Here is a 22,665-nt window from a genome sequence, read left to right on the forward strand (position 1 = left end):
AAAAAATTTGCGTTTTTGAAAGTGACATCTTGCATATACTATTAGCAGACAGTATAATAAGTACAGCGAAGCGGTTTCGAGAAATGAAAAAACTTCAATTTTTGAAAGCGGGTGACTATATGAAAACAATCACGAGAGCAAAATATCTCGATAGAATCATTGAACTGAATGGTACTCCTGACATCAAGATCATCACGGGCATTCGTCGATCTGGTAAGTCCAAATTGATGCAGGCGTATATTGCGTATCTGAAAAGCAATTTTGAAAACATCAATATTATCTTCATCGACTTCATGGATTTGGCGTATGAAGAAATCAAGGAATACCATGCCTTACACGCCTATGTGGAAGAACATTATCAGGAAGGAAAAACGAACTACCTGTTTGTAGACGAGGTTCAGATGTGTCCCAAGTTTGAGTTGGCAATCAATAGCCTGTACTCTAAGGGAAAATACGACATCTATGTAACAGGCTCTAATGCTTTCCTGTTGAGTGCAGATCTGGCAACTCTGTTTACCGGACGCTATATTGAAATTCATGTGTTTCCTTTCAGCTTCCAGGAATATTGCCAGTATTATGATGATATTAGTGACAAAGATAAGCTCTTTGATGAGTACGCTATCAAGGGCGGTTTAGCAGGTTCCTATGCTTATAGAACCGAAAAAGACAGAACAAACTATATCAAAGAGGTCTACGAAACGATTGTTACAAGGGATTTGGTACAGAAATATACTCTCCCGGACACTTTGGTTTTACAACGTCTGAGCGAGTTCCTTATGGATAATATCAGCAACCTGACTTCTCCGAATAAGGTCAGTCAGCTACTGACAGCAAATGAGACTCCAACCAATCATGTAACCGTCGGCAAGTACATTAAGTATTTGTGCAATGCTTTTGTATTTTATGATATTAAGAGATATGACATCCGAGGTAAGAAATACCTTGAAAGCTCTGAAAAGTTCTATTTGTGTGACAGCGGTATTCGATATGCAATACTGGGAAGCAGAAATATAGACTATGGCAGAGTATATGAAAACGTTGTTTGTATCGAGCTTCTTCGCCGTGGATATGATGTCTATGTCGGCAAGCTCTATCAAAAGGAAATCGACTTTGTTGCTCAGAGAGGTAGCGAAAAGATTTATATTCAGGTCAGCGACAACATTTCCGGGCAGGAAACATTTGAGAGAGAATGCTCTCCTCTGCTTCAGATTCGAGACGCTTATCCGAAAATGATTATTGCCAGAACCAAACATCCCCAATATAGCTATGAAGGAATCGAAATTCACGATATAGCCGATTGGTTGCTACAAGAATAAGCAAGGTGAAATATCTCCGTCATTCTCTTTTGAAATGATGGAGATATTTTTATTATGACGGAGATTGTAGAACAGAAAATTGTATCAGGTTGCAAAAATCCTTTCCGAACTTTTTACATAGCAGTCATGCACTACGGTGTGTGGCTGCTTATTTTTTTGTGAAAGGAGCAGATGCAAATGAAATTAGTTTTGGCTGAAAAGCCTTCGGTTGCACAGAGTATTGCCAAAGTGTTAGGTGCTGCCAAGCGTGAGGATGGCTACTTAGAGGGAAACGGATATGTGGTCAGCTGGTGTGTAGGGCATTTGGTGGAGCTGGCACAGCCGGAAGTCTATGATGCGAAGTACAGCAAATGGGCTTATGCAGACCTTCCTATCTTCCCGATGGACTGGCAGTATGAGGTTTCTGCCGGTACGAAAAAACAGTTTGGGATTCTGAAAAAGCTCATGGCCAGAGAAGATGTTGCGAGTCTTGTGTGTGCAACAGATGCCGGTCGTGAGGGCGAGCTGATCTTTCGGTTGGTGTACCACAAAGCCGGGTGCAGAAAGCCGTTTGAGCGGCTTTGGATTTCCTCGATGGAAGATGTAGCAATCAAGGAGGGCTTTGAAAATCTCAGGTCTGGAACGGAATATGATGCTTTGTATGAAGCAGCACTGTGTCGAGAACGAGCCGACTGGATTGTTGGTATTAACGCTACTCGACTTTTTTCGACCCTTTACGGGCAGACCCTGAATGTTGGTCGTGTTATGACCCCTACCCTTGCTATGGCTGTTATGCGAGAAGCTGCCATTTCCGCATTCAAGCCTGAACTGTTCTACACAGTTCAGATTGGATTGGATGGTTTTACGGCTGCAAGCGAACGCTTCAAAACCAAGGCAGCAGCCGAAGCTGTCAAACAAAGCTGTTCGGTGGCAATCGTTCAGAAAGCTGAATGTAAGGAGAAAACAGAAAAGCCGCCTGCGCTCTATGACCTGACCAGTTTACAGAGAGAAGCCAACCGTGTGCTTGGCTACACGGCACAGCAGACCTTGGACTACACGCAGAACCTCTATGAAAAGAAACTGGTCACTTATCCCCGTACCGACAGCAGGTTTCTGACGGAAGATATGGCACATAGCCTGACCGACCTCGTAAAGCTGGCTTTCCACACATTCCCCGTGGAGGATGTGGATAACATACCAGTTCATGCAGAGCAGGTTGTGAATAACAAAAAGGTCACAGATCACCATGCCATCATTCCGACCAGAGAATTGCAGAAATGCAATCTGAGCGAACTTCCCAAGGGTGAACTTGCAATTTTGCAACTGATCTCGAATCGGTTGTGCGTAGCTGTTGGCGATCCGCACCGATACGCAGAGACAGTTATTGAGCTGGACTGTGGCGGTACCGTGTTTTCCACCAAAGGCAAAACTGTTGTGCAGGATGGATGGAAAGCTCTGGTTCAGAAAAATGATTCGACAAAATCCGACGAAAACGTGCAGACACTCCCTTCTGTTTCCGTTGGTGACGAAATGACCGTCAGCGGCACGGAAATCAAGGAAGGGAAAACATCTCCCCCTAAACACTTTACCGAGGATACTCTGCTTTCTGCTATGGAAACTGCCGGTGCGGACGAAATGCCTGATGAGGTGGAGCGCAAAGGTTTGGGAACGCCTGCGACCCGTGCCGGTATCATTGAGAAGCTGGTTCGCATCGGTTTTCTGGAGCGTAAGGGTGATAAGAAAACCAAACACCTGATTCCGACCCACAAGGGTACGGCTCTGGTAACAGTCATGCCGGAACAGATTCAGTCCCCATCCATGACGGCGGATTGGGAAGAAAAATTGTTGCTCATTGAGAAAGGCGAATATGCCAGCGAGGACTTTATGGACGAGATCAAAGATGTGATTGCCGGTCTGATTCAGAACTATGAAGTAATCCGTGATTCCGAGGTTATGATGTCGAAAGAAGCCAATTCTATCGGCAAATGCCCGCTCTGCGGCAGTGCTGTAGAGGACAAAGCCAAGGCATTTTTCTGTTCCAACAGAGCTTGCAAATTTGCCCTCTGGAAAAACAATCGCTACTTTGCGAGCATCGGCAAGAGCATGACTTCTGCCACGGCGCAGAAATTGCTTGGTTCCGGCAAGGTAAAGCTCAAGAATTGCAAGTCCGAAAGAACGGGCAACACCTTTGATGCCACCGTCTTTATGGAGGTATCAGATGATGGCAAAACGAAGTTCAGTATGGAATTTGAAAATGGAGGAAAGCGCAAATGACAAATGAGTACAACCCGGATGGTAAGGAAATCCGATTTATCGACAGCCATTATAAGGATTTGTTTCATATCCCCGATGGCAGCTGTGTGCAGATTCACTACCCGGATGAAATGGTTGTGAAGCCCTGCACCTTCATTGACGAGTATCATACGCAGATCGGATACAATGTGTTTCATATCTGCCAGTTTGCAGAAATTATGGAGCGCAACGGCGCAAGCTATATGCCGGAGCCTGAGATTATGGGCGATGAAGCCGCATGGAAGGTCGGAAAGGATAGAATCCTTGCGGTGCAGACCTGCGAAGATGGTTACGACTACACCCTGTTGGATGAAAACTACAACGAGATTGATGGCGGTCAGGTTGATAACCCTGAACTGTCCATGCTCGAAGTCCGCCGGGATATTCTGGAATCCTTCGGGCTGGAGCGCCGGGAACTGCGGGCAATGTTCTATGAGGATGTCATGGAGCAGGCTTTTGAAGTCGGCAGACAGGCGGTGGTGGTCAATGACCCTATCGCTGAGCTTGCTTTTAAGCTCGACCGTTTTGCAGAGAACTTCGACCCCTATGAATATATGGATCAGGTCGATGATGTGCAGGCGCATATCCAAGAAATCAAGGCAGATCTTGCCGCTGGTAATACGGCTCCGTATCGTGAGTTCCTGAATACAGCCATTGAAGAAGCCCGTGAGGAAACTGCGGTTGAGGTTGCCAAAGTGCTGAAAAGTCAGCTGGATAAGCTCGACTCTCCGAAGCGTGAGTCGGTCATGGAAAAACTGGCACAGGCCGCAGAAAAAGCTGCGCCTGCCAGTCCCTCTCCCAAACGCAAAGAGCCTGAACGATAAGGAGGACACGGATATGAAAAACGAAAAATGGGATGATGTTCACGGAAATACCACCCCGGATGACAGAATGGTTGCTTTTCTGGAAAGCCCCACGGATTCCTATGCGATTCTTCAGCTGCGGGAAGATGTAGACGATAATATCCCGCTCATGTTTGCAAATTACAGCTACCTTCAGAAGAAAGAAATGGAGCCTGAGATTGACCGTTACGAGGTGGTCTATCATGGCTCCATTTCTATGTCCGAGGATGTGAATCGGCAGCTGGAAGATTTGTATGTAAAGTTCAATATTGACCACCCGGATGATTTCCGTGGTCACAGTATGTCGGTCAGCGACATCGTAGCCTTAAAGGTAGTCGGTGAGGTATCCTTTCACTATGTAGATTCTGTTGGGTTTCAGAAGCTGGAAAACTTTATGAAGTCCGAAAACTACCTGAAAAACGCAGAGATGGCAATGGAAGATGATTATGGGATGATTGACGGTATCATCAATAACGGAAAAGCGTCCGGATTAGAGGAACGTCCTTCGGTGTTGGAGCAGTTAAAGGAAAAGCCCGTGCCGGATGTTTCCCATAAGCCGCCCAAGAGCCACCCGGAAAGGGAGATTGAATGATGGATTTCACACAGGATGAGCGGAACATGATGATGCTTTACAGCCCTGGCACAAGGTCAGGGCTGTGTGAAGCACTGACACTGATGAAGGAACAGCTTTCGGAGGACGAGTCAGAGCTTTTTGCTTTGGCAGACTCGGTTCTCCGTAAAGTTTCAGCCATGGACGATGCCGCCTTTGAGAAGCTGAACCTTTATCCGGATTGATAGGATTGGAGGGATACAATGAACGCAAAAGAGCGATTTTATTCCGGATTAGCAAAAGAAACGATTGGGAAAATCACCTCGAACACAGATAACTGGACTTCGTTTTTGAGAACGATGTCCCGCAACTATGAGTTCACCTATCCGGAACAGGTGATGATTTATGCTCAGCGCCCCAATGCGACCTTTTGCAAGCCCTATGAGGACTGGAACGCTGAAAATTACCGCAGATATGTAAAGCGTGGCTCTACCGGCATTGCTCTGTTTGTGATGAACAGGGATAAACCGTATCTGCGCTATGTGTTTGATGTGGCGGATACCGGCGTTCGCCGTTCTTCCCCGGAACTGAAACCGTGGGAGGTGACGCCTGAAAACCGCTCCTATGTCATGGAAGCGATGGAGCGTACCTTCGGTGTTGCCGCTGACGGGGTACTGGAAGCACAGCTTGAAGATATTGCATCCGCACTGGCGGCTGAGTATTGGGACGATTACAAAAAGCAGTTCCTCGACATCGTTGCCAACAGCTTCCTTGAGGAGTATGATGAACTCAACATCGAAGTAGCTTTCAAAAATGCGGTGGCAAACAGCGTATCCTATACGATGTATTGCCGGTTCGTGGAAAGTCCCGACAACTACTTCGAGCATGAGGATTTCCAGAAGGTGTTTGATTTTAACACCAGACAGACGGTAAATGCCCTTGGTACTGCGGTGAATGCCATCAGCACAAGGATGTTTCAGGAAATCGAAAAAGCGATTGGAGAACATGAGCAGATTAAAGCTACCGAAAGGAGTACAGATTATGAGCGAGATGACTTACAGACAGGCCGGAGATTATCAGATTCCGAACCTTCAGTTGGAGAACGAGGGAGAGAAACCTCTGGGCAAGTACGGCAGGATGCGTCGAGCATTTTTGGAACAGAACAATCCGATGCTCCTGAACGACATGATTCTGACGGAGAGCCTGTTCCCGCACCTGTGGGAGATCGAGGAAACAGCGAAAGCCAGAGTGGAGTTTCTGATGGAGCAGTACCTGAAGGACAGCCCCGCACCGGACAAGGAAACGCAGCAGATGGCGTGGGTGCAGCACATGAACAGCCTGAAAGCACAGGCGGAGGAAGTCGTGATGACGGAGCTTATCAACAGCTGAGTCTGAACCTTTTCCTCTCCGAAAATGAACAAATCAGTTTTATCGACCGAGCAGAGAGCTTTACGCCCTCTGCTTTTTCTTTTGCCCAGGAAGAAATCGACCACTTCCTTCTGCTTGGTAGCAATACCGATGAAGCCCGAAAAGTCGTAGCGCTGGAATATATGAAGCAGAAGCCGTTGGAAGAAATCGTTCAGACCTTAAAGCAGGTCTATCACGGCGGCTATGGTCTGAAAGAAGATAGCGGGAATATCTGTGCGTGGTATGCCGAGGACGGTATCCACCTTGCCAAAGGTTCCTCTGCCATTGACAGCCCCAGAGCGCAGATCGTTTCTTGGGAAACGGTTGCCGAGCGCATTGGAGAACTGCTTGAAAATGGTCGGTTCGCAACTAATGTGGAACTGGTAGAAGCATCCGGATATGAGCGTCAGAAGTTGGCAGAATCCCTGTGGCATCTTTATCACGATTTGAGTGAAGAAGCCCGTTCCAGCAACTATCTGGCAATTCTTCATCAGGAACCGTTTCGTGGTTTCCCTGACGAAACCGCAGACTTGGCTGAAAAGTTGGATGACCCTCGTTTCCACGCAACCTTGGTACAGCAGTATTCGGAATTTAGAAAAACCCTTGCGGAAAATCCCGATCTGCTTCGTTTTCACTATCACAAGCTGAATCTCATTCAGAAACAGCTGTATGAGTTGAATATGCCTTTGCGTGAGTATCAGACCGATATGATGCAGATGCCCCTTGTCCGCCAGTTCATTACGGATGATGAAGTCAATGCAGACTTGACCCGTGGAAGCGGCTTTTCCGGTGGTAAAGCCCGTATTTATAACTACTGGCAGGAGAATCATTCTGCCAAGGAAAAGATGGACTTCCTGAAGCATGAATACGGAACCGGTGGTCATTCCCATGCCTGCTCTGGTGCAACGCACAGCGGTCAGGATCACGATGCCAAGGGTGTTGCTTACACCAAGAGCGGTTGCGATAAATTGCAGATGTCCTGGGCGCAGGTGGTGCAGAGAATCGACGGTCTGATACGAAAGGGACGCTACCTCAGCCCGGAGGAAGAAGCGGAACGACAGGCTATCGAAGAAGCTAAAACTGATCCGTTGGAAGATGTTTATGACCGTTTCGCAGTGATTGATACCGAGGATGGCGAGTATGCGATCTGGGATAATCAGACCGATGACTACTATGTAGACCCGGAAGGCGTTACGGAATACTTCACGGACGAATGGCTTGCCAATGACTATTTGGAGGAAGTTCGTCAGTCCGTAGCTGCGATGGAGTCGGTTCAGCCAGAAGCGCCTGTGGCAGAGCCTGCCGAAGTTGTGGAAGCATCTGCTTCCGAGGAACCGAAATGGAATTATCAGGTCGGTGACACGGTATATCTGGACGATACAGCTTTCCGTGTGGAGCAGATCACGGACAGAGAAGTTCAGCTGCGTGACCCTACGCTTGCTTATCCCATCTTCCGTGCCGAGAATCGTGAGAATTTCGAGCGTATGCTCTCTCAGGACGAAAGAAACCATGCGGTAAGGGTTGATGCCCAAACCGAAGAAAAGCCCGTTACAGAGGATTTTCTGGGCAAAACCGAACCGAGGGACTACACCCCTGAGTATCAGCTGTTAGACCGTCTGCGTATGGACTGCGAATACTTCCTTGGTGCAGGACAGCACAGCGAAAAGCATCTGTGGGCAGGCAACCGCCATGCACAGATTGCCAAGATGCGTGAGCTGTATGAAATGATTCCCGACAAACCAGAATGGCTGACACCTGAGATGATTAACAGCTACGAGGAGCGCATGGCTCCCCGCTATCTGGTTGCCGCCTACCATCACTTTGAAAACGGCTTCGATGATAAACTGGACTACTACACTCTGGAAGAAGCGGAAAAAGCTGCCCAGGGCTATGTGGACGGAACCATGGAGGATGACGGATTCAAGTACGATGGTGCTGCCGTTTACGATCAGCAGGAGCATAAGTGCATCCGTATCTATGGGGACTACCCTGACGAAAAGGCACACGCACAGGTCAGAGCCAGTGCGGAACCCGAACAGCAGGAACCGGAACACTTCATCGATCATTTTTATGTTGCCGAGGACATTCAGAAGCGGGGTGCGCTGGACATCAAGGAATACAGTTCCTTTGATGATGCCCTGCGAGCCTACTATGCACTTCCTGACACGCAGAGAAAAGCCCTGGGTGCAATGAATACCAGAGATCTGCCGGGTAGTCTGGACTTCGTACAGTGCGTAGATGGAAAGGACACCATCATTCAGGATTATGCCCAGGTGGACGGATGGCAGAATGCCGAAGTCATGGACATTATCGCTCAGCTTGAGCAGTCCATCACCACCAGAGAAATCCCACCTGTTCCTGCGGTGAACTTCCACATCACGGATGACAACATCGGTGAAGGTGGACCGAAGCAGAAATTCGCAAGAAACATCGCAGCCATTGAAACTCTGTTCAAACTGGAAAGCGAGAACAGGAACGCCACTACCGAAGAACAGGAGATTTTGTCGAATTATGTCGGTTGGGGCGGTCTGGCAGATGCCTTTGACCCGGACAAGGGAAATTGGGCGAAGGAGTATCAGACACTGAAAAACCTGCTTTCCGAAGATGAATATGCTGCGGCAAGAGCTTCCACCCTGAACGCACATTACACCACCCCTACGGTCATTCGCTCCATCTACGATGCGGTCGGACAGATGGGCTTTGAAACAGGAAATATTCTGGAGCCTGCTATGGGTATCGGCAACTTCTTTGGTATGCTCCCTCCTGAAATGCAGAGCAGCCGTTTGTATGGTGTGGAACTGGATTCCATCACCGGCAGAATTGCTCAGAAGCTCTATCCCAACGCAGAAATCAAAGTAGCCGGTTTTGAAACGACAGACCGCCGAGACTTTTACGATCTGGCTGTGGGTAATGTCCCTTTCGGCAACTACAAAGTGTCCGACAAGCCGTATGACAAGCTGGGATTCTCCATTCACAACTATTTCTTTGCCAAGGCTTTGGATCAGGTTCGTCCCGGTGGTGTGGTCGCTTTTGTGACAAGCCGTTACACCATGGATTCCAAGAACTCTGACGCAAGGCGATATATGGCGCAGAGGGCGGAACTGCTTGGTGCAATCCGTCTGCCAAACGATGCCTTTAAGAAAAACGCAGGCACGGAAGTCGTGTCCGACATCCTGTTCCTGCAAAAGCGTGACCATCCGATTGACATTGTACCGGAATGGGTAAACCTTGACCGCACCGAAGAAGGACACACCATGAACAGCTACTTTGTCGCTCATCCTGAAATGGTTCTGGGCGATACGGTGGAAGAAAGTACCGCCTACGGCATGGACATTACAGTGCGTCCCATTGAGGGCATGGAACTGTCCGAACTTCTGAAAGAAGCAGTTTCCCACATCCAAGGAACCTATCAGGCTGTGGAGCTTCCCGAAGCTGACAAGGGTAAGGAAATCGAAACCATTCCTGCAACCCCGGATGTAAAGAATTTCTCTTATACCGTGGTGGATGGCAATGTGTACTTCCGTGAAAACTCCCTGATGCGCCGTGTAGACCTGAATGAGAAAGCAAAAGACCGTGTGATGGGCATGGTGGAACTTCGTGGTATCGTCAACGAGCTGATCGAATATCAGCTTGAGGATTACCCGGATGAAATGATTACTCAGAAACAGGCAGAACTGAATGATGCCTACGATGCGTTTGCCGCAAAGAACGGGCTTATCAATAATCGAGCCAATGGTCAGGCATTTGCTGACGATTCCTCCTACTATCTCCTGTGTTCTCTGGAAAATGTGGATGAGGACGGCAATCTGAAAAGCAAGGCGGATATGTTCACCAAGCGAACCATCAAGCCGGAACGCAGAGTGACGAGCGTGGATACGCCGTCCGAAGCTCTGGCAATCTCTATCGGTGAGCGTGGCAAGGTGGATTTGCCGTTTATGGCACAGCTGCTTGGAACACCTGGAGAATACGATGCGATTCAGGCAGAGCTTCGAGGGGTGATCTTCAAAGACCCGATGGCTCCCGATGCTGTGGAAGTTGGATGGCAGACTGCCGATGATTACCTTTCCGGTGATGTAAGAAGCAAGCTGCGTGTCGCACAGATGGCGGCAGACAGGGATTCTTCCTTCCACATCAATGTGGAAGCCTTGCAGAAAGCACAGCCGAAGGACTTGGATGCGTCCGAGATTGATGTGCGTTTGGGTGCAACATGGATTGATGCCGATTATATTCAGCAGTTCATGGAGGAAACCTTTGAAACGCCGTATTACTTGCGCCGTTCCATTGAGGTCAAGTTCTCCGAGCTGACCGCAGAGTGGCGCATCAACGGTAAGAGTTCTCCCAACTACAACGATGTGGCGGCGTATGTCACCTACGGTACAGAGCGAGCCAACGCATATCGGATTCTGGAGGAAACGCTGAATCTGAAGGATATTCGTATCTATGATACGATTGAAGATGCAGATGGTAAGCAGAAGCGTGTCCTCAATAAAAAAGAAACTACCCTGGCACAGCAGAAACAGCAGGCAATCAAGGATGCGTTCCGAGATTGGATTTGGAGAGATCCGCACAGACGAGAAACCCTTTCCACCAAGTACAACGAACTTTTTAACTCCACCAGACCTCGTGAGTATGATGGCTCTCATATCCGTTTCGGCGGCATGAACCCGGATATTACCCTCCGTGAACACCAGAGAAATGCTATCGCTCATGTGCTATATGGTGGAAATACGCTGCTTGCACACGAAGTTGGTGCGGGCAAGACCTTCGAGATGGCTGCATCGGCTATGGAGAGTAAACGGCTTGGATTGAGCCAGAAATCCCTGTTCGTTGTGCCGAATCACTTGACCTTACAGTGGGCAAACGAGTTCCTGCACCTCTATCCGAGTGCCAAGCTCCTTGTTGCCACCAAGAAGGATTTTGAAACAGCAAACCGTAAGAAGTTCTGCGCTCGTATCGCAACGGGTGACTATGATGCAGTCATCATCGGTCACAGCCAGTTTGAAAAAATCCCGCTTTCTGCCGAACGACAGGAACGGCAGCTGCGGGAGCAGATTGATGAGATCGAGGGTGCGATTGCGGAGCTGAAATGGCAGCGTGGCGAAAACTTCACGATCAAGCAGATGGAGAAAACACGAAAATCATTGGAAGCCAGACTGGACAAGCTCCTTGCCGCTGACAAGAAAGATGATGTCATTACCTTTGAGCAGTTGGGTGTAGACCGGCTGTTTGTGGACGAAAGCCATGCGTTCAAGAATTTGTTCCTCTACACAAAAATGCGAAATGTGGCAGGTCTGTCCACCTCCGAAGCCCAGAAATCTTCGGATATGTTTATGAAGTGCCGCTATATGGATGAGCTGACCGGCGGGCGTGGTGTGATCTTTGCAACCGGTACTCCAGTAAGTAACTCGATGACCGAGCTTTATACGGTCATGCGCTATCTCCAGTACAGTACGCTCCAGCAAAAGAACCTGACCCATTTTGATTCCTGGGCATCGACCTTCGGAGAAACAACAACTGCGATTGAGCTTGCACCGGAGGGAACCGGCTATCGTGCCAGAACCCGATTTGCGAAGTTCTTCAACCTGCCTGAACTGATGAATATGTTCAAGGAGGTTGCCGACATCAAGACCTCTGACCAGTTGCATCTCCCTGTTCCCGAAGCAAAGTTTGAAACGGTTGTGGTTCAGCCCTCTGAGTACCAGAAGGATATGGTGGCTTCCCTTTCAGAGAGAGCAGCAGATGTTCATGCCGGTATTGTAGACCCGTCCGTCGATAATATGCTCAAGATTACCAGCGACGGACGAAAATTGGGACTGGATCAGCGGCTAATGAACACCCTGTTACCCGATGACCCTGACAGCAAGCTCAATGCCTGCGTGGGAAATATCCTGCGTATCTGGCAGGACGGTCAGGCTGACAAATTGACCCAGTTGGTGTTCTGCGACCTTAGCACACCGAAAAATGATGGAACCTTCAATGTCTATGATGATGTCAAAACCAAGCTGATTGCAAACGGTGTGCCTGCGGAAGAAGTTGCCTTTATCCATGATGCAGATACCGAGGCAAAGAAAAAAGACCTCTTTGCCAAGGTTCGTACCGGGCAGGTGCGAGTGCTTCTTGGCAGTACGCAAAAGATGGGTGCAGGAACCAACGTCCAGGACAAATTGGTGGCAGTTCACCACTTGGATGTGGGTTGGCGTCCGTCTGATATGACCCAGAGAAACGGTCGTATCATCCGTCAGGGCAACCGGAACAAAGAGGTTCAGGTGTATCAGTATGTGACCGAGGGAACCTTCGATGCCTACCTGTATCAGACCTTGGAAAACAAGCAGAAGTTTATTTCTCAGATTATGACCTCCAAATCACCGGTTCGCTCCTGTGACGATGTGGATGAGCAGGCGCTGTCCTATGCGGAGATCAAGGCGCTGTGTGCCGGCAATCCGCTTATCAAGGAAAAGATGGACTTGGACATTGATGTGGCAAGGCTGAAGGTGCTGAAAGCTGACCACCAGAGCCAGCAGTACCGTATGGAAGATAAGCTTCTGAAATACTTCCCGGCTGAGATTGAAAAGCAGACAGGCTATATTCATGGCTTTGAAGCTGATATTAAAACCGTGGAAGCACACCCGCAGATTGCCGATGGCTTTTGCGGCATGGAAATCATGGGCAAAGCCTACACCGAAAAGGCAGATGCCGGTGAAATCCTCCTTGCGGCTTGTAAGGACACGAAAAGTGCCGATCCGGTTCCTCTTGGCAGTTACCGTGGCTTTCAGATGGAGCTTTCGTTTGACAGTTTCCGGAACGAGTTCGATGTGACCCTGAAGGGCGCTGTGAGCCACAGAGTAGCCCTTGGAACGGACGCACGAGGAAATATCACCCGACTGGACAATGCCCTTGCAGGCATCCTTGAGCGCTTAGAACGAGCCAATGAGCAGTTGAATAATCTCTACAATCAGCAGGAAGCAGCCAAGGCGGAGGTTGGAAAACCGTTCCCGCAGGAAGCAGAGCTGACAGCCAAAAGTCAGCGACTGGCAGAACTGGATGCAGCCCTGAATATGGAGGACTCTGTGGAAAATCGTGACGAAAGAAGCGAGTCAGAGCGTCCTTCTGTGTTGGCTGATCTGAAATCCAAAGCGGAGCATATCCCGCCTGCAAAATACTCTGAAACCCGTGAGGAGGTGTTGTAATGGCAAAGCGAGATCAGGATGTTCATTTCCTTGCATCCAAGGAGGAGGTCGAGCGAATCCATGAGAAGATGGACGAGCTTGGCATCCGCAGCATGGGAGCCTATCTGCGGAAAATGGCTCTGGATGGTTACTGTATCAGACTGGATTTGCAGGATGTGAAAGCCCTGGTTTCGCTCCTGCGAATCTGCTCCAACAACCTGAACCAGTACGCAAAGCGAGCGAACGAAACAGGCAGCATCTATCGTGCTGACATTGAGGATTTGCAAAAACGGCTGGAGGAGATCTGGACGGACATGAGAGAAGTTCTTGTTCGCCTGTCCTCAATCCAGTAATCCGACAACTTGTTGGGAAGTCGCAGTTTCGGCTGCGGCTTTTACATAAGGGTTGACATCATTGCGTTATGGCAGATACCCTTGTACAATATAATTAAAAGAAAGGGGTTGAGCCTATGAAGCTGGTATTGAAGATATTGGCACTGCCGGTGCTGTTCGTTGTAAAAGTGATTTGCATTCTTGGAAATCTGCTTACAAATGTTGTGTCCTATGTAATTGGTTTATTGCTCTTGGTCATTGGCGGATCTGCGATTTACTGCATTGTAAAGGCTTTGTGGCAGTCCCTGCTTATTCTTGTGGTTCTTGGAATTGCGACAATAGCAGCGGTGTTCTTGCTCGTCTGGGCTGTTATGAAAGTCGAGAATATTGGAGAAAGTCTGGGAGCATTTATCAGGTCATAAGATAATATCAGAGAAAAGTCACCGACCGGTGGCTTTTTCTTTTTGGGAAGGAAGTGATGGGAATGGCAGCGACAAGATTGATTGCACTCCATGTGAATAAGGGAAAGACGGTCGCTCAATGTTTGGCAGACAGAACCGACTACTCACAAAATGCCGCAAAAACCAATGATGGCGAATTTATCAGTTCCTATGAGTGTGATCCAAAGACAGCAGATGAGGAATTTCTGCTTTCCAAACGGCAGTATCAGCATATTACCGGCAGACAGCAGAAGAACAATATCATCGCATACCAGATACGCCAGTCCTTTAAGCCGGGAGAAATCACCCCGGAAGAAGCGAACCAAGTCGGCTATGAAACAGCGATGCGATGGACAAAGGGAAAACACGCTTTCATCGTTGCGACCCACATCGACAAATCCCACATTCACAATCATATCATTTATAATTCGACCTCGCTGGATGCCACACGGAAATTCAAAAACTTCTTTCTTTCCGGTCTGGCGGTGCAAAGACTCAGTGATATGGTTTGCCTGGAACACGGGCTGTCCATTATTACACCGAAGCCGTATCGGGAGCGCCAGAAAAGAACTGTTTATCCCAAGAAGCGTACCCAGCGTGACGAATTATGTGATGCGATTGATGCGGTGCTGAAGCAGAAACCAAAGAGCTTTGATGGCTTTGTTCAGGCTCTGGCTGACATGGGATTTGAGTTCAAGGATGGAAAGCAGCCTGCGTTCAAGGGCGAGAATCAGAAGCGTTTCATTCGGCTGCGTTCCCTGGGCGAAGGATATAGCAAAGAGGAAATTCAAGCGGTTATCTCCGGCAAGAACCTGCACAAATCAAAAGGCGGCTCTGCCAAGGCTCCTGCCCCGAAGCAGTTCCAGATGCTGATTGATATTCAGGCAAAGATGGCCGAGGGCAAGACGGTCGGTTATGAAAAGTGGGCGAAGAAGTTCAACCGAAAAGAAGCTGCCCGAACGGTAATCCTACTGAAAGAAAAAGGCTTGGGCAACTACGACGATCTGACTGCTCATATTGAAAATCTGTCTGCCCGGTTCGATGCGCTTTCTGATTCTATCAAGGTCGCAGAGAAACGTATGGTTGAGGTTCAGGCGTTGCAGCAGCACATCAAAAATTATCGCAACACAAGGCAAATTTATATCGAGTACCGCAAGTCTGGATATAGCAAAAAATTCTTTGAAGAACACCGTCAGGAAATCACAATTCATAAAGCGGCGAAGCAAGCCTTTGATGAATTGCAGATTACAAAGCTCCCGTCCATGCAATCATTGTATGAGGAGTTTCATCAGCTGGCAGTCCAGAAAAAGCAGGACTACGCTGAGTACCGTCAGATCAGAAAAGAGAAAGAAGAACTGCTGATTGCCAAACGGACGGTTGAAACGATTTTGAATATCGACAGGCAGAAAGAGCAGGAAAAAGAGAAAGAGAAAGAGGAAAAGAAGAACTTCCGTTAAAGCAAAAAGCCACGGTCTGCACTCCCCAAAGGGTGCGGATCGTGGCTGCTTTTTTGCTTTTCGATTTCGGTGCTTTCAACCATGGGCAAATTTTTATTCTACTGTTCTTTGAGAAACGATTGAAAATCGTGTAGCCATCATCGGCAGATGATGTTCAAAGGGGATTGGGGATGCTTCCCCAACAAGCAAATTTGCGAAGATTGCACCGAAGGGAAAATCGAGAAAATGAGTGAACCTGTACAGGTTTACACTGCTTGCCAATTTGTGAGATTATGAATTTAGTATCGAGAATAGGGTACACCTAAATTTTGCAATGCTGCAACCCTATCATCGTTGCATGGATGAGTTGAGTATATTGCACTGAGAAAACCATCATGCGGAACATCTGAGATATGTTGGTCTAATACCGTCGCTAATTCAAGACCAAAACCAATTTTATAAGCAAATTCATCAGCCAGATACTCATTTTGTCTCATAGACCACATCAGAAAAAGCATACAGAACTTTACCCATAACCAAGAAAGTGCTGTTGATATTCCTGCGAAAACTGCGGTAATTATACCCATTACACCACTACGAGAGCATATTGCGAACAGCCCCATGATTGCAGAAAAAATCCAGTAGGATATTTTGATTAACAGGAGGCACCCGGATATAAATATATTGCCCCCGCCAATCAATAATTGGATAACAGTATGTCCGTATGAGAGATGTCCGATCTCATGGGCGAGAATTCCAAGTATCATATCATCGGAGAGTAAAAGCAATCCGTCAGTTATGCATAGTGTTTGCCTACCTAGAGCAAATGCATTTGGAGCAGGATCATGGATAATCTTCACTTTCACTTTTTTAGGACAGTATGATGTGTTCTCTTTTGCTTTATCTAAAACATATTGAACCAGCGGGACAACTCGAAGTTTTATATCTACTCTTTTTATATCGCTTGCTCCTGCGAAGGCAGCCAGGCACATTTCGCCTAATGGGGATAAGCTGATAGCTACTGTGAAAAAGTAAATACAAATCAGTTCAACAATGCTTCCTGACGAACCGAACACAGCAACAATCAGCAGAATATTAAGAGTAAAGAACAGAAGAGTTCCTAAGTTTGAGAAGCGAACAATTCTGCCTACACGATGCCAAATATCCATAATGCACCCCCCTTTTATCGTGTTGTTGGTTTGAGCTTGCATTGTTTAATTACTCAAATGTAAAGAAATCTTTGTTTCGCTCTTTGAACAGAGCAAAGACAGTCTCTAACACAAATTCGTTTTCAACACCAACATATTCTTCTGTTTCATCGTCAATTTCTTTCAGCTGCAAAATAACAACTTGCCCATCCGAATCTCCAATAGGAAGCAGGACAACATATTCGTTCTGGCGATACGGTATTAAGTCAAGAAATTCAAATTCAACTTCGTTCCCATTCTCATCATTCAAAGTTATAATGTTGTCTTCATCCATGTCGTCGTTCCTTTTCTTAATATAAATAATTATCGTTGATAATGATGCCTAATAGTTCAAAGAGATTATCCTTTTTGGAAAGAATGCATTTTTTCATGGCTTGTTTAATTTGTTCCGTTGAAATGCTATCAGGCAACATTTCCCTTGGGACACCATGACCGAATTGCCGAAAATACTGTTCTTCGATTTCATAATACTCATTATCAATTTTCGGTTCAGGTGTATTAAGGAAGCTATTCATAAAATCTGCAACGCTCTTGTTTTTGTCCATTGTATGCACCTACCTTTCTCTGCTCAAGACCCTAACATGATTATCTGGTCTAATAGAATCAATCATTGAAGAAAAAATACCAAACGCTGTAGGAAAGAAATTTGCTAATAGCTCTAATTTGCCTTGGTCTCCCATAGACGCTTCAAAAAAGTGGGCAAAGGCTTCTGCTTGTAGATTGCCCGGTCTCGTCCAATAGTTCCTTGAGTGACCATAATTTCCGTGCAATTGACCATTTGTTGTCGCATCAATTAAGTCCGAGAAGGAGTGAGCTGAATCCTGCCTAATACGGGTCAGAAAAGCAGTTTGCTTTTCCACTGGAAGATTGTTATATAAGCTCAGGATTCTTTGTCCGTCCTCAACCAGTGCCTCAGCAAATTCTGGAGTATTGGATAGATTGCTCCGATAGTTGCACGAAGCATGGTCGATCATGTGAGCAAGCTCGTGGAAATAAGTTGTTCCTGCACCTCTTGGATTTGTCATATCAGAAGCTGCATTGTAGTAGACTCCTCGTGAATGCCCTATATAATTTCCCGGTGAGTAATGTGCTGTCTGATCCGGTGGATATTCAGAATCTTGTATCATCAGTTTACCAGCGAAATGGTCAAACACTTCTCTGACATTCTGCTCTGCATTTTCATGGCGTTGTGATATAACAGCGATATATCCGTCTGGTGTGCTACCTTGGGTTAGCACGCCAAGGCAATACTGATAAGACGAATTACCAACATTAGGTGTTTGCAGACCCTGGAGGAAAGAATTTCGTGCAGAAGGAGTGTCCAAATTAACATTATCATATTCTTGTACACTTTTGGCAAGTGAAGCAACGTATTTTTCGGCCTGAAGCATAATCTGTAAAATATCATTCAGGGCTTTGTTGCAATCTTTTACGATAGTTCCCAGCTCATCGTACTTCTTGTCATTCCATCCAATTCCCAATTGCTGATATTTCATCTTCACAGAACTTCTTGTAGTTTCGATAGAAGAAATGGAGGTCCGCATATTTTTCAGTATTGTCAGTAATTGAGTTGCATCAGCATTTACGTTGCTCAAACACTCACCTCCTCATTTGTTAATCATTTCGAGTGTAGCTACCTGTTACTAAAACCGGGATATATGTATCAAGCGATTGAGCTGCAAGTGTTCGATGTCGCCCATCACTCTGAAATACATAATAAGAACCTACCTGCGCAACCTGGACAGGATTATTGTAATAGCTACGAATGGTATCATCTAACACTGGGTTTTGTGAAAGCTCATCCAAAGACATTCCTGACTCAGTATTTTGACGAACATCTTGGATGTGCGAAGCTCGCCTTAGAATGTTTTCTCTCGACCATCCCTCTCGACCATTCCGTGTCCAAAATCCTTCCGGGTTCCCAAGTTCTCGGTCACTGAGATAAACTCCTTCAATATCCCTTGCTCTAACGTATACGAGTTCTGGATTTTCATTTCGAGAAAAGGTATAGTTCCCGTTCTCCCAATAATCTCGATATTCTTCATAGTGATTTCCACGGGAAAAATATCGTTCAGCTGATAGTCTGTCTTGAACAAATGCAAGATTAGAACCAAAGGTATTTGACTCAAAGGTGGTTGTATCTGCACTTGATGGTGTAACAGCAAAACTACTGGTCTGAGGTGTGCTTGCAGATATTCCATTTGTAGATCCTAGTTGAACACTTTCGTATTCACTAAGGCTCTTGGCGAGTAAAGCCACATATTTTTCTGCTTGAAGCATAATTACCAATATGTCATTGAGAGCCTTGTTGCAGTCTCTTACAACCACGCCCAACTCGTTGTATTTTTTATCTTGCCATCCAGCACCTAACTGTTCATATTTCATCTTTACAGATTTTTTGGTAGTTTCGATGGAGGAAATGGAATCCTGCATTTTTTTCAGCATTGCGAATAGCTGAACGGAGTCAGCATTTACCATACTCATTTCATCACCTCCTGGCAGCGGATTTTGTGAAGTGCAAAGCGGCGATGTGTCAGGAAAGTCTGACACATCACTGCTTCGGCAAGATTTAATTTAGAGAGGAAAGAAATTGTTCCAACTCAGCAGCGGTCGGTGCAATGTACGGTTTCATCTGGTAAGTATCCTTAACACCGTCTGTGAAGTATACGCTCCTTTCTTTTTTCGTTTTGTTGGTTCATTTTCGCCAGTGTGTTCGTGTCGTTTGCTGTGACGAGAACGCAACATAGACACAAAGAAAACACAAGGGCGAGCTTGCTCGTTTATATACCCTTGTGTTTTCGACTGGATATGTTAAGGTAACAAACAGTAAATGACACGTTACAGACTGCAAAATGTACCAACTGAAAAAAGAAAGAATACCGTTGTGTGCTTTATTTCTCGATCAGCTTTTCAAACATGAGGAAAGGTTTTTATAAAAAAAGAGTAGTTACCGTTTTTTGGTAACTACTCTTTTCCTTTTTTAAGGTTTAAAGTCCTGGAAGTTTAGGTGTTTTGGGTATTGGTGGTGTAGGTAGCTGCAAGCTTTCCAATTTTTGTTGAATTGCTTTAAATTCAGGGGTTTCTTGGTGTTGATTTTGAACCATTTTTTGCTCTATTCTCTCCAAAGTCGGTTGAATTTCTTTCCCTGATACTTTACGATTTAATTCTCTTTCTAAGGTCTCTTTCGGACTAATGGAAGGCGTTTCTAAACTTGAATAGAAGTTTCACTCCTTCTCTATTATAAAGCCTTATATCGCTAAATAAGCCCGTTTTATGAAGGGTTTCTAAGCTGAAATGAACGGGTTTACACCCGGCCTTGACCTCCGCCCGCTGTCCCGCTGAATGGGTGGACAAGGCGGCCAATCCCTCAAAGTGCTTGGACGCTCTCTTTCTGATTTTGGAGCGTTTCTTTTCTAAAAATTGAAATGGGCGGGAAGCCATTTTAGGGCTTTCCCGCCTTGATTACTTTTTAGCAAAGACGGGCGTGACTGTCAACGGCGGCGCATGAAATGCGCCGTTCATCTTGACCGTTGACTGGCTCGGCTGGCTTTGCTATCTTCCTGACAAATGGGAATGTCTAAGATAGTAAAGACGTCCCACATGCAACTCTTTCTTTTATTGCGGAAACCGTATCTTTAATTGTGAATGTAGTTGTGTCTATGACATTTGATTCATATATCCCCAAACCGGAAAATTGCTCCCACATTGTTTCCACTAATTCAATATTTGTTTTTCTATCTAATTTTGAGCGTTCCACAGCTCGCTTCATAGTTTCTTTTTTACTCGCTCTTAATACAATATAGTGTACCTCGTAATCTTCTTGGGCAAGAGCTTTCCATGGCTCCAAAAACCATGGCCCGACAATCCCATCTACAATTACATCATATCCGCCACGAGCATATCGCTTTGCAGCTTCTAAAAAGGCTTCAATGACAACCAGATTTTGCTTGTTGGATTCTGGCAAATGTGGTGGTATTGCGCCTTTGCTTAAGTAATGAAAAAAGTCATCGGTGTGCATATGCACTGATTTATCCATATCTGATTCCTTTGCGACAATTGACGCAGTTGTTGTTTTTCCTGTCCCCGGTGAGCCTGTAATCACAATAATTCTTCCTTGATTCATCTGTATTTTCCCTCACAATTTGAATTTATCACTTTGTTCCTGCCTGCTCAATCATCTTCTTCGCAAACTGGTTTTCCCTGACCCTGATTGCCCACCAAGTAAAAAAGCGGTTGGCGATTCAACCGCTTTTTTACTTGAACCAATTCTTCTAAATTATCATTTAAGCGATTCTCAAACTGTTTGTCAGTAAAATTGACTATATTTGCCATATTAAGCCACTTTCTCTTTATTCAAAACTTGTTTTGAGTAACGATTCATTGACCGCCAATACTCATGAACGGCTTGTAATTCTTCTAAAGAATAATCAAAAAGATTTACACGTTTTGCAAGCTTTAATTGGTTTAATAAATTGACTTCCAATAATTGAGAGTCATTTTTATTTAATTCATGGTTCAAAACATAGTTTAATTATTTCCTCCCGTTAAATAATAGATAACTATTAAAAATAGACAATACTTGCTCATAAGTAACGGTACTTAAATTGTTTACTTTGGCGTGTTTCATTGCTTGATGAAACTGATTTTTAGTAAACAGTTGACGATATTCTCGATTGACCCATTTTGAAACAAAGTACGTATATAGCTTCCAATATTTATCTGGAACATCTGTGGTATGGCGGGTAAGTTTTATTAAGACACTGTTTACTTTTGGTTTAGGATGAAAGCATTCCGCTGGCAGCTTAAGCAATTGCTGAATCGAGACTTGAGTGTGCAAGAGCAACCCTAGTGTTCGGTGAATATCCAAGGTACGCTTGTAGAATCCTTCTTCAACAATCAGATAGATGTCAGACGCATGGCTTTCAAAAACCACTTTTTTAATAATTTGTGTGCTTAAATGGTAAGGAATACTCCCAACAATTTTATACCTCTGTTTGTTAGGGAATTGAAACTGTAGAATATCTTGGTGAATTAAAGTGACACGAGTATTCAGTTTTAATTTTTCTGACGATAAGTTGAATAGATGACTGTCTAATTCAATAGACGTTACCTGTTTACTTATTTTAGCCAGTTTCGTCGTTAAATGCCCTTTACCTGTTCCAATTTCGTAAACGGTATCGGTTTCTTTTAAATTCAATTGTTTTATTATTTGGTTGAGTACTTTTTCACTCGTTAAAAAGTTTTGAGAATATTTTATATTTTTGTTCATGTAATATCCCTTTTTATTTGCTGTGAATATTCGCTCATTTTTCTTCCTCAATAAAAACTCTACCAGCTAACCAACATTCGTCTAATTCATTTGGGAATAATTCAAGCTGGCGAATCATATAATGTGTACTTGGAATGTAATCAAAATAAAACAATAGTGCTAGATATAAACTCCATGGAATTGGGCGTGTCCGATTTTCGTAGGCACTATAAGTTTGTCGTGAAATACCAACAGCCGAAGCAATTTCTTCTTGTGATGCACCAACTTTTCCTCTGAGTGCGGGTAACTCAATCGCCAATTGAGTGGCCAAGTTCTCTTTCTCATCTTTACTAAAATTCCAAAACTGCTTATAAGCATCTCGCCCTACAAATTGAATCAATAAATCTCCTCCTGGGTATACTCTTTCGTAGAGTACATTACTCCACGAA

19 protein-coding genes are annotated in these 22,665 nt (G+C 45.6%); 9 read left to right on the forward strand and 10 right to left on the reverse strand.

All coding sequences use genetic code 11. From position 1 onward, the window contains the following. The first annotated feature begins 119 nt into the window (after nt 1–119). From DWZ33_RS04485 to DWZ33_RS04525, 9 genes are all read left to right on the forward strand, one after another. Nucleotides 120–1,316 carry an ATP-binding protein gene (locus DWZ33_RS04485; RefSeq protein ID WP_021386785.1) on the forward strand — a complete coding sequence of 399 codons (1,197 nt, stop codon included), beginning with the start codon at nt 120–122 and terminating at the stop codon, nt 1,314–1,316. A 177-nt stretch (nt 1,317–1,493) separates the two neighbouring features. Further along, nucleotides 1,494–3,569, forward strand: coding sequence for a DNA topoisomerase 3 (locus DWZ33_RS04490; protein WP_002578949.1), 2,076 nt, complete (start codon nt 1,494–1,496; stop codon nt 3,567–3,569). Then, nucleotides 3,566–4,411: an LPD16 domain-containing protein gene (locus DWZ33_RS04495; RefSeq protein WP_002304387.1), complete on the forward strand. Its 846-nt coding sequence runs from the start codon at nt 3,566–3,568 to the stop codon at nt 4,409–4,411. Before DWZ33_RS04490 ends, DWZ33_RS04495 begins: the two co-directional genes overlap by 4 nt. Before the next feature lie 13 nt (nt 4,412–4,424). Then, a complete protein-coding gene (locus tag DWZ33_RS04500; protein ID WP_002304389.1) occupies nt 4,425–5,021 on the forward strand; it encodes a YodL domain-containing protein in 597 nt (198 codons plus the stop codon). Then, entirely contained in the window at nt 5,021–5,224 is a 204-nt protein-coding gene (locus tag DWZ33_RS04505) for a transposon-transfer assisting family protein (RefSeq protein ID WP_015564218.1), read from the forward strand. The genes DWZ33_RS04500 and DWZ33_RS04505 overlap by 1 nt, the downstream gene beginning before the upstream one ends. A gap of 18 nt (nt 5,225–5,242) precedes the next feature. Next, nucleotides 5,243–13,573: an LPD11 domain-containing protein gene (locus DWZ33_RS04510; protein ID WP_118453927.1), complete on the forward strand. Its 8,331-nt coding sequence runs from the start codon at nt 5,243–5,245 to the stop codon at nt 13,571–13,573. After that, on the forward strand, nt 13,573–13,905 hold the full coding sequence (locus DWZ33_RS04515; RefSeq protein ID WP_002578947.1) for a plasmid mobilization protein: 333 nt from the start codon (nt 13,573–13,575) through the stop codon (nt 13,903–13,905). Before DWZ33_RS04510 ends, DWZ33_RS04515 begins: the two co-directional genes overlap by 1 nt. Nucleotides 13,906–14,021: 116 nt before the next feature. After that, on the forward strand, nt 14,022–14,306 hold the full coding sequence (locus DWZ33_RS04520; RefSeq protein ID WP_002578946.1) for a hypothetical protein: 285 nt from the start codon (nt 14,022–14,024) through the stop codon (nt 14,304–14,306). Between the two features lie 62 nt (nt 14,307–14,368). Further along, on the forward strand, nt 14,369–15,781 hold the full coding sequence (locus tag DWZ33_RS04525; RefSeq protein WP_002578945.1) for a relaxase/mobilization nuclease domain-containing protein: 1,413 nt from the start codon (nt 14,369–14,371) through the stop codon (nt 15,779–15,781). Nucleotides 15,782–16,059: 278 nt separating this feature from the next. On the opposite strand, the gene DWZ33_RS04530 is transcribed toward DWZ33_RS04525, so the two are convergent. The 10 genes from DWZ33_RS04530 to DWZ33_RS04590 all read right to left on the reverse strand — a co-directional run. Further along, nucleotides 16,060–16,929, reverse strand: coding sequence for a zinc metalloprotease HtpX (locus tag DWZ33_RS04530; RefSeq protein WP_002588966.1), 870 nt, complete (start codon nt 16,927–16,929; stop codon nt 16,060–16,062). Nucleotides 16,930–16,978: 49 nt separating this feature from the next. Beyond that, entirely contained in the window at nt 16,979–17,242 is a 264-nt protein-coding gene (locus DWZ33_RS04535) for a DUF1292 domain-containing protein (protein ID WP_002304397.1), read from the reverse strand. A gap of 16 nt (nt 17,243–17,258) precedes the next feature. Beyond that, nucleotides 17,259–17,513: a hypothetical protein gene (locus DWZ33_RS04540; RefSeq protein ID WP_002588965.1), complete on the reverse strand. Its 255-nt coding sequence runs from the start codon at nt 17,511–17,513 to the stop codon at nt 17,259–17,261. 9 nt (nt 17,514–17,522) lie between these two features. Continuing rightward, entirely contained in the window at nt 17,523–18,563 is a 1,041-nt protein-coding gene (locus DWZ33_RS04545; protein WP_002304399.1) for a hypothetical protein, read from the reverse strand. Nucleotides 18,564–18,582: 19 nt separating this feature from the next. Then, entirely contained in the window at nt 18,583–19,452 is an 870-nt protein-coding gene (locus DWZ33_RS04550) for a hypothetical protein (RefSeq protein WP_002578944.1), read from the reverse strand. 1,093 nt (nt 19,453–20,545) lie between these two features. After that, nucleotides 20,546–21,091 carry a P-loop nucleotide/nucleoside kinase family protein gene (locus DWZ33_RS04570; RefSeq protein ID WP_002304402.1) on the reverse strand — a complete coding sequence of 182 codons (546 nt, stop codon included), beginning with the start codon at nt 21,089–21,091 and terminating at the stop codon, nt 20,546–20,548. A gap of 47 nt (nt 21,092–21,138) precedes the next feature. After that, nucleotides 21,139–21,300, reverse strand: a complete 162-nt coding sequence (locus tag DWZ33_RS18555) for a hypothetical protein (RefSeq protein ID WP_002304403.1) — start codon at nt 21,298–21,300, stop codon at nt 21,139–21,141. Between the two features lies 1 nt (nt 21,301). After that, on the reverse strand, nt 21,302–21,487 hold the full coding sequence (locus DWZ33_RS04580) for an epsilon antitoxin (protein ID WP_002293774.1): 186 nt from the start codon (nt 21,485–21,487) through the stop codon (nt 21,302–21,304). A gap of 12 nt (nt 21,488–21,499) precedes the next feature. Next, nucleotides 21,500–22,267: a 23S rRNA (adenine(2058)-N(6))-methyltransferase Erm(B) gene (gene erm(B) / locus DWZ33_RS04585; RefSeq protein WP_255420040.1), complete on the reverse strand. Its 768-nt coding sequence runs from the start codon at nt 22,265–22,267 to the stop codon at nt 21,500–21,502. 4 nt (nt 22,268–22,271) lie between these two features. Beyond that, nucleotides 22,272–22,665: helix-turn-helix domain-containing protein (locus DWZ33_RS04590; RefSeq protein ID WP_083493497.1), on the reverse strand; the 394-nt coding region annotated here is incomplete at its 5' end.

Origin of the sequence: Dielma fastidiosa, assembly GCF_003475485.1 — a bacterium.
Classification (GTDB): domain Bacteria; phylum Bacillota_I; class Bacilli_A; order Erysipelotrichales; family Erysipelotrichaceae; genus Dielma; species Dielma fastidiosa.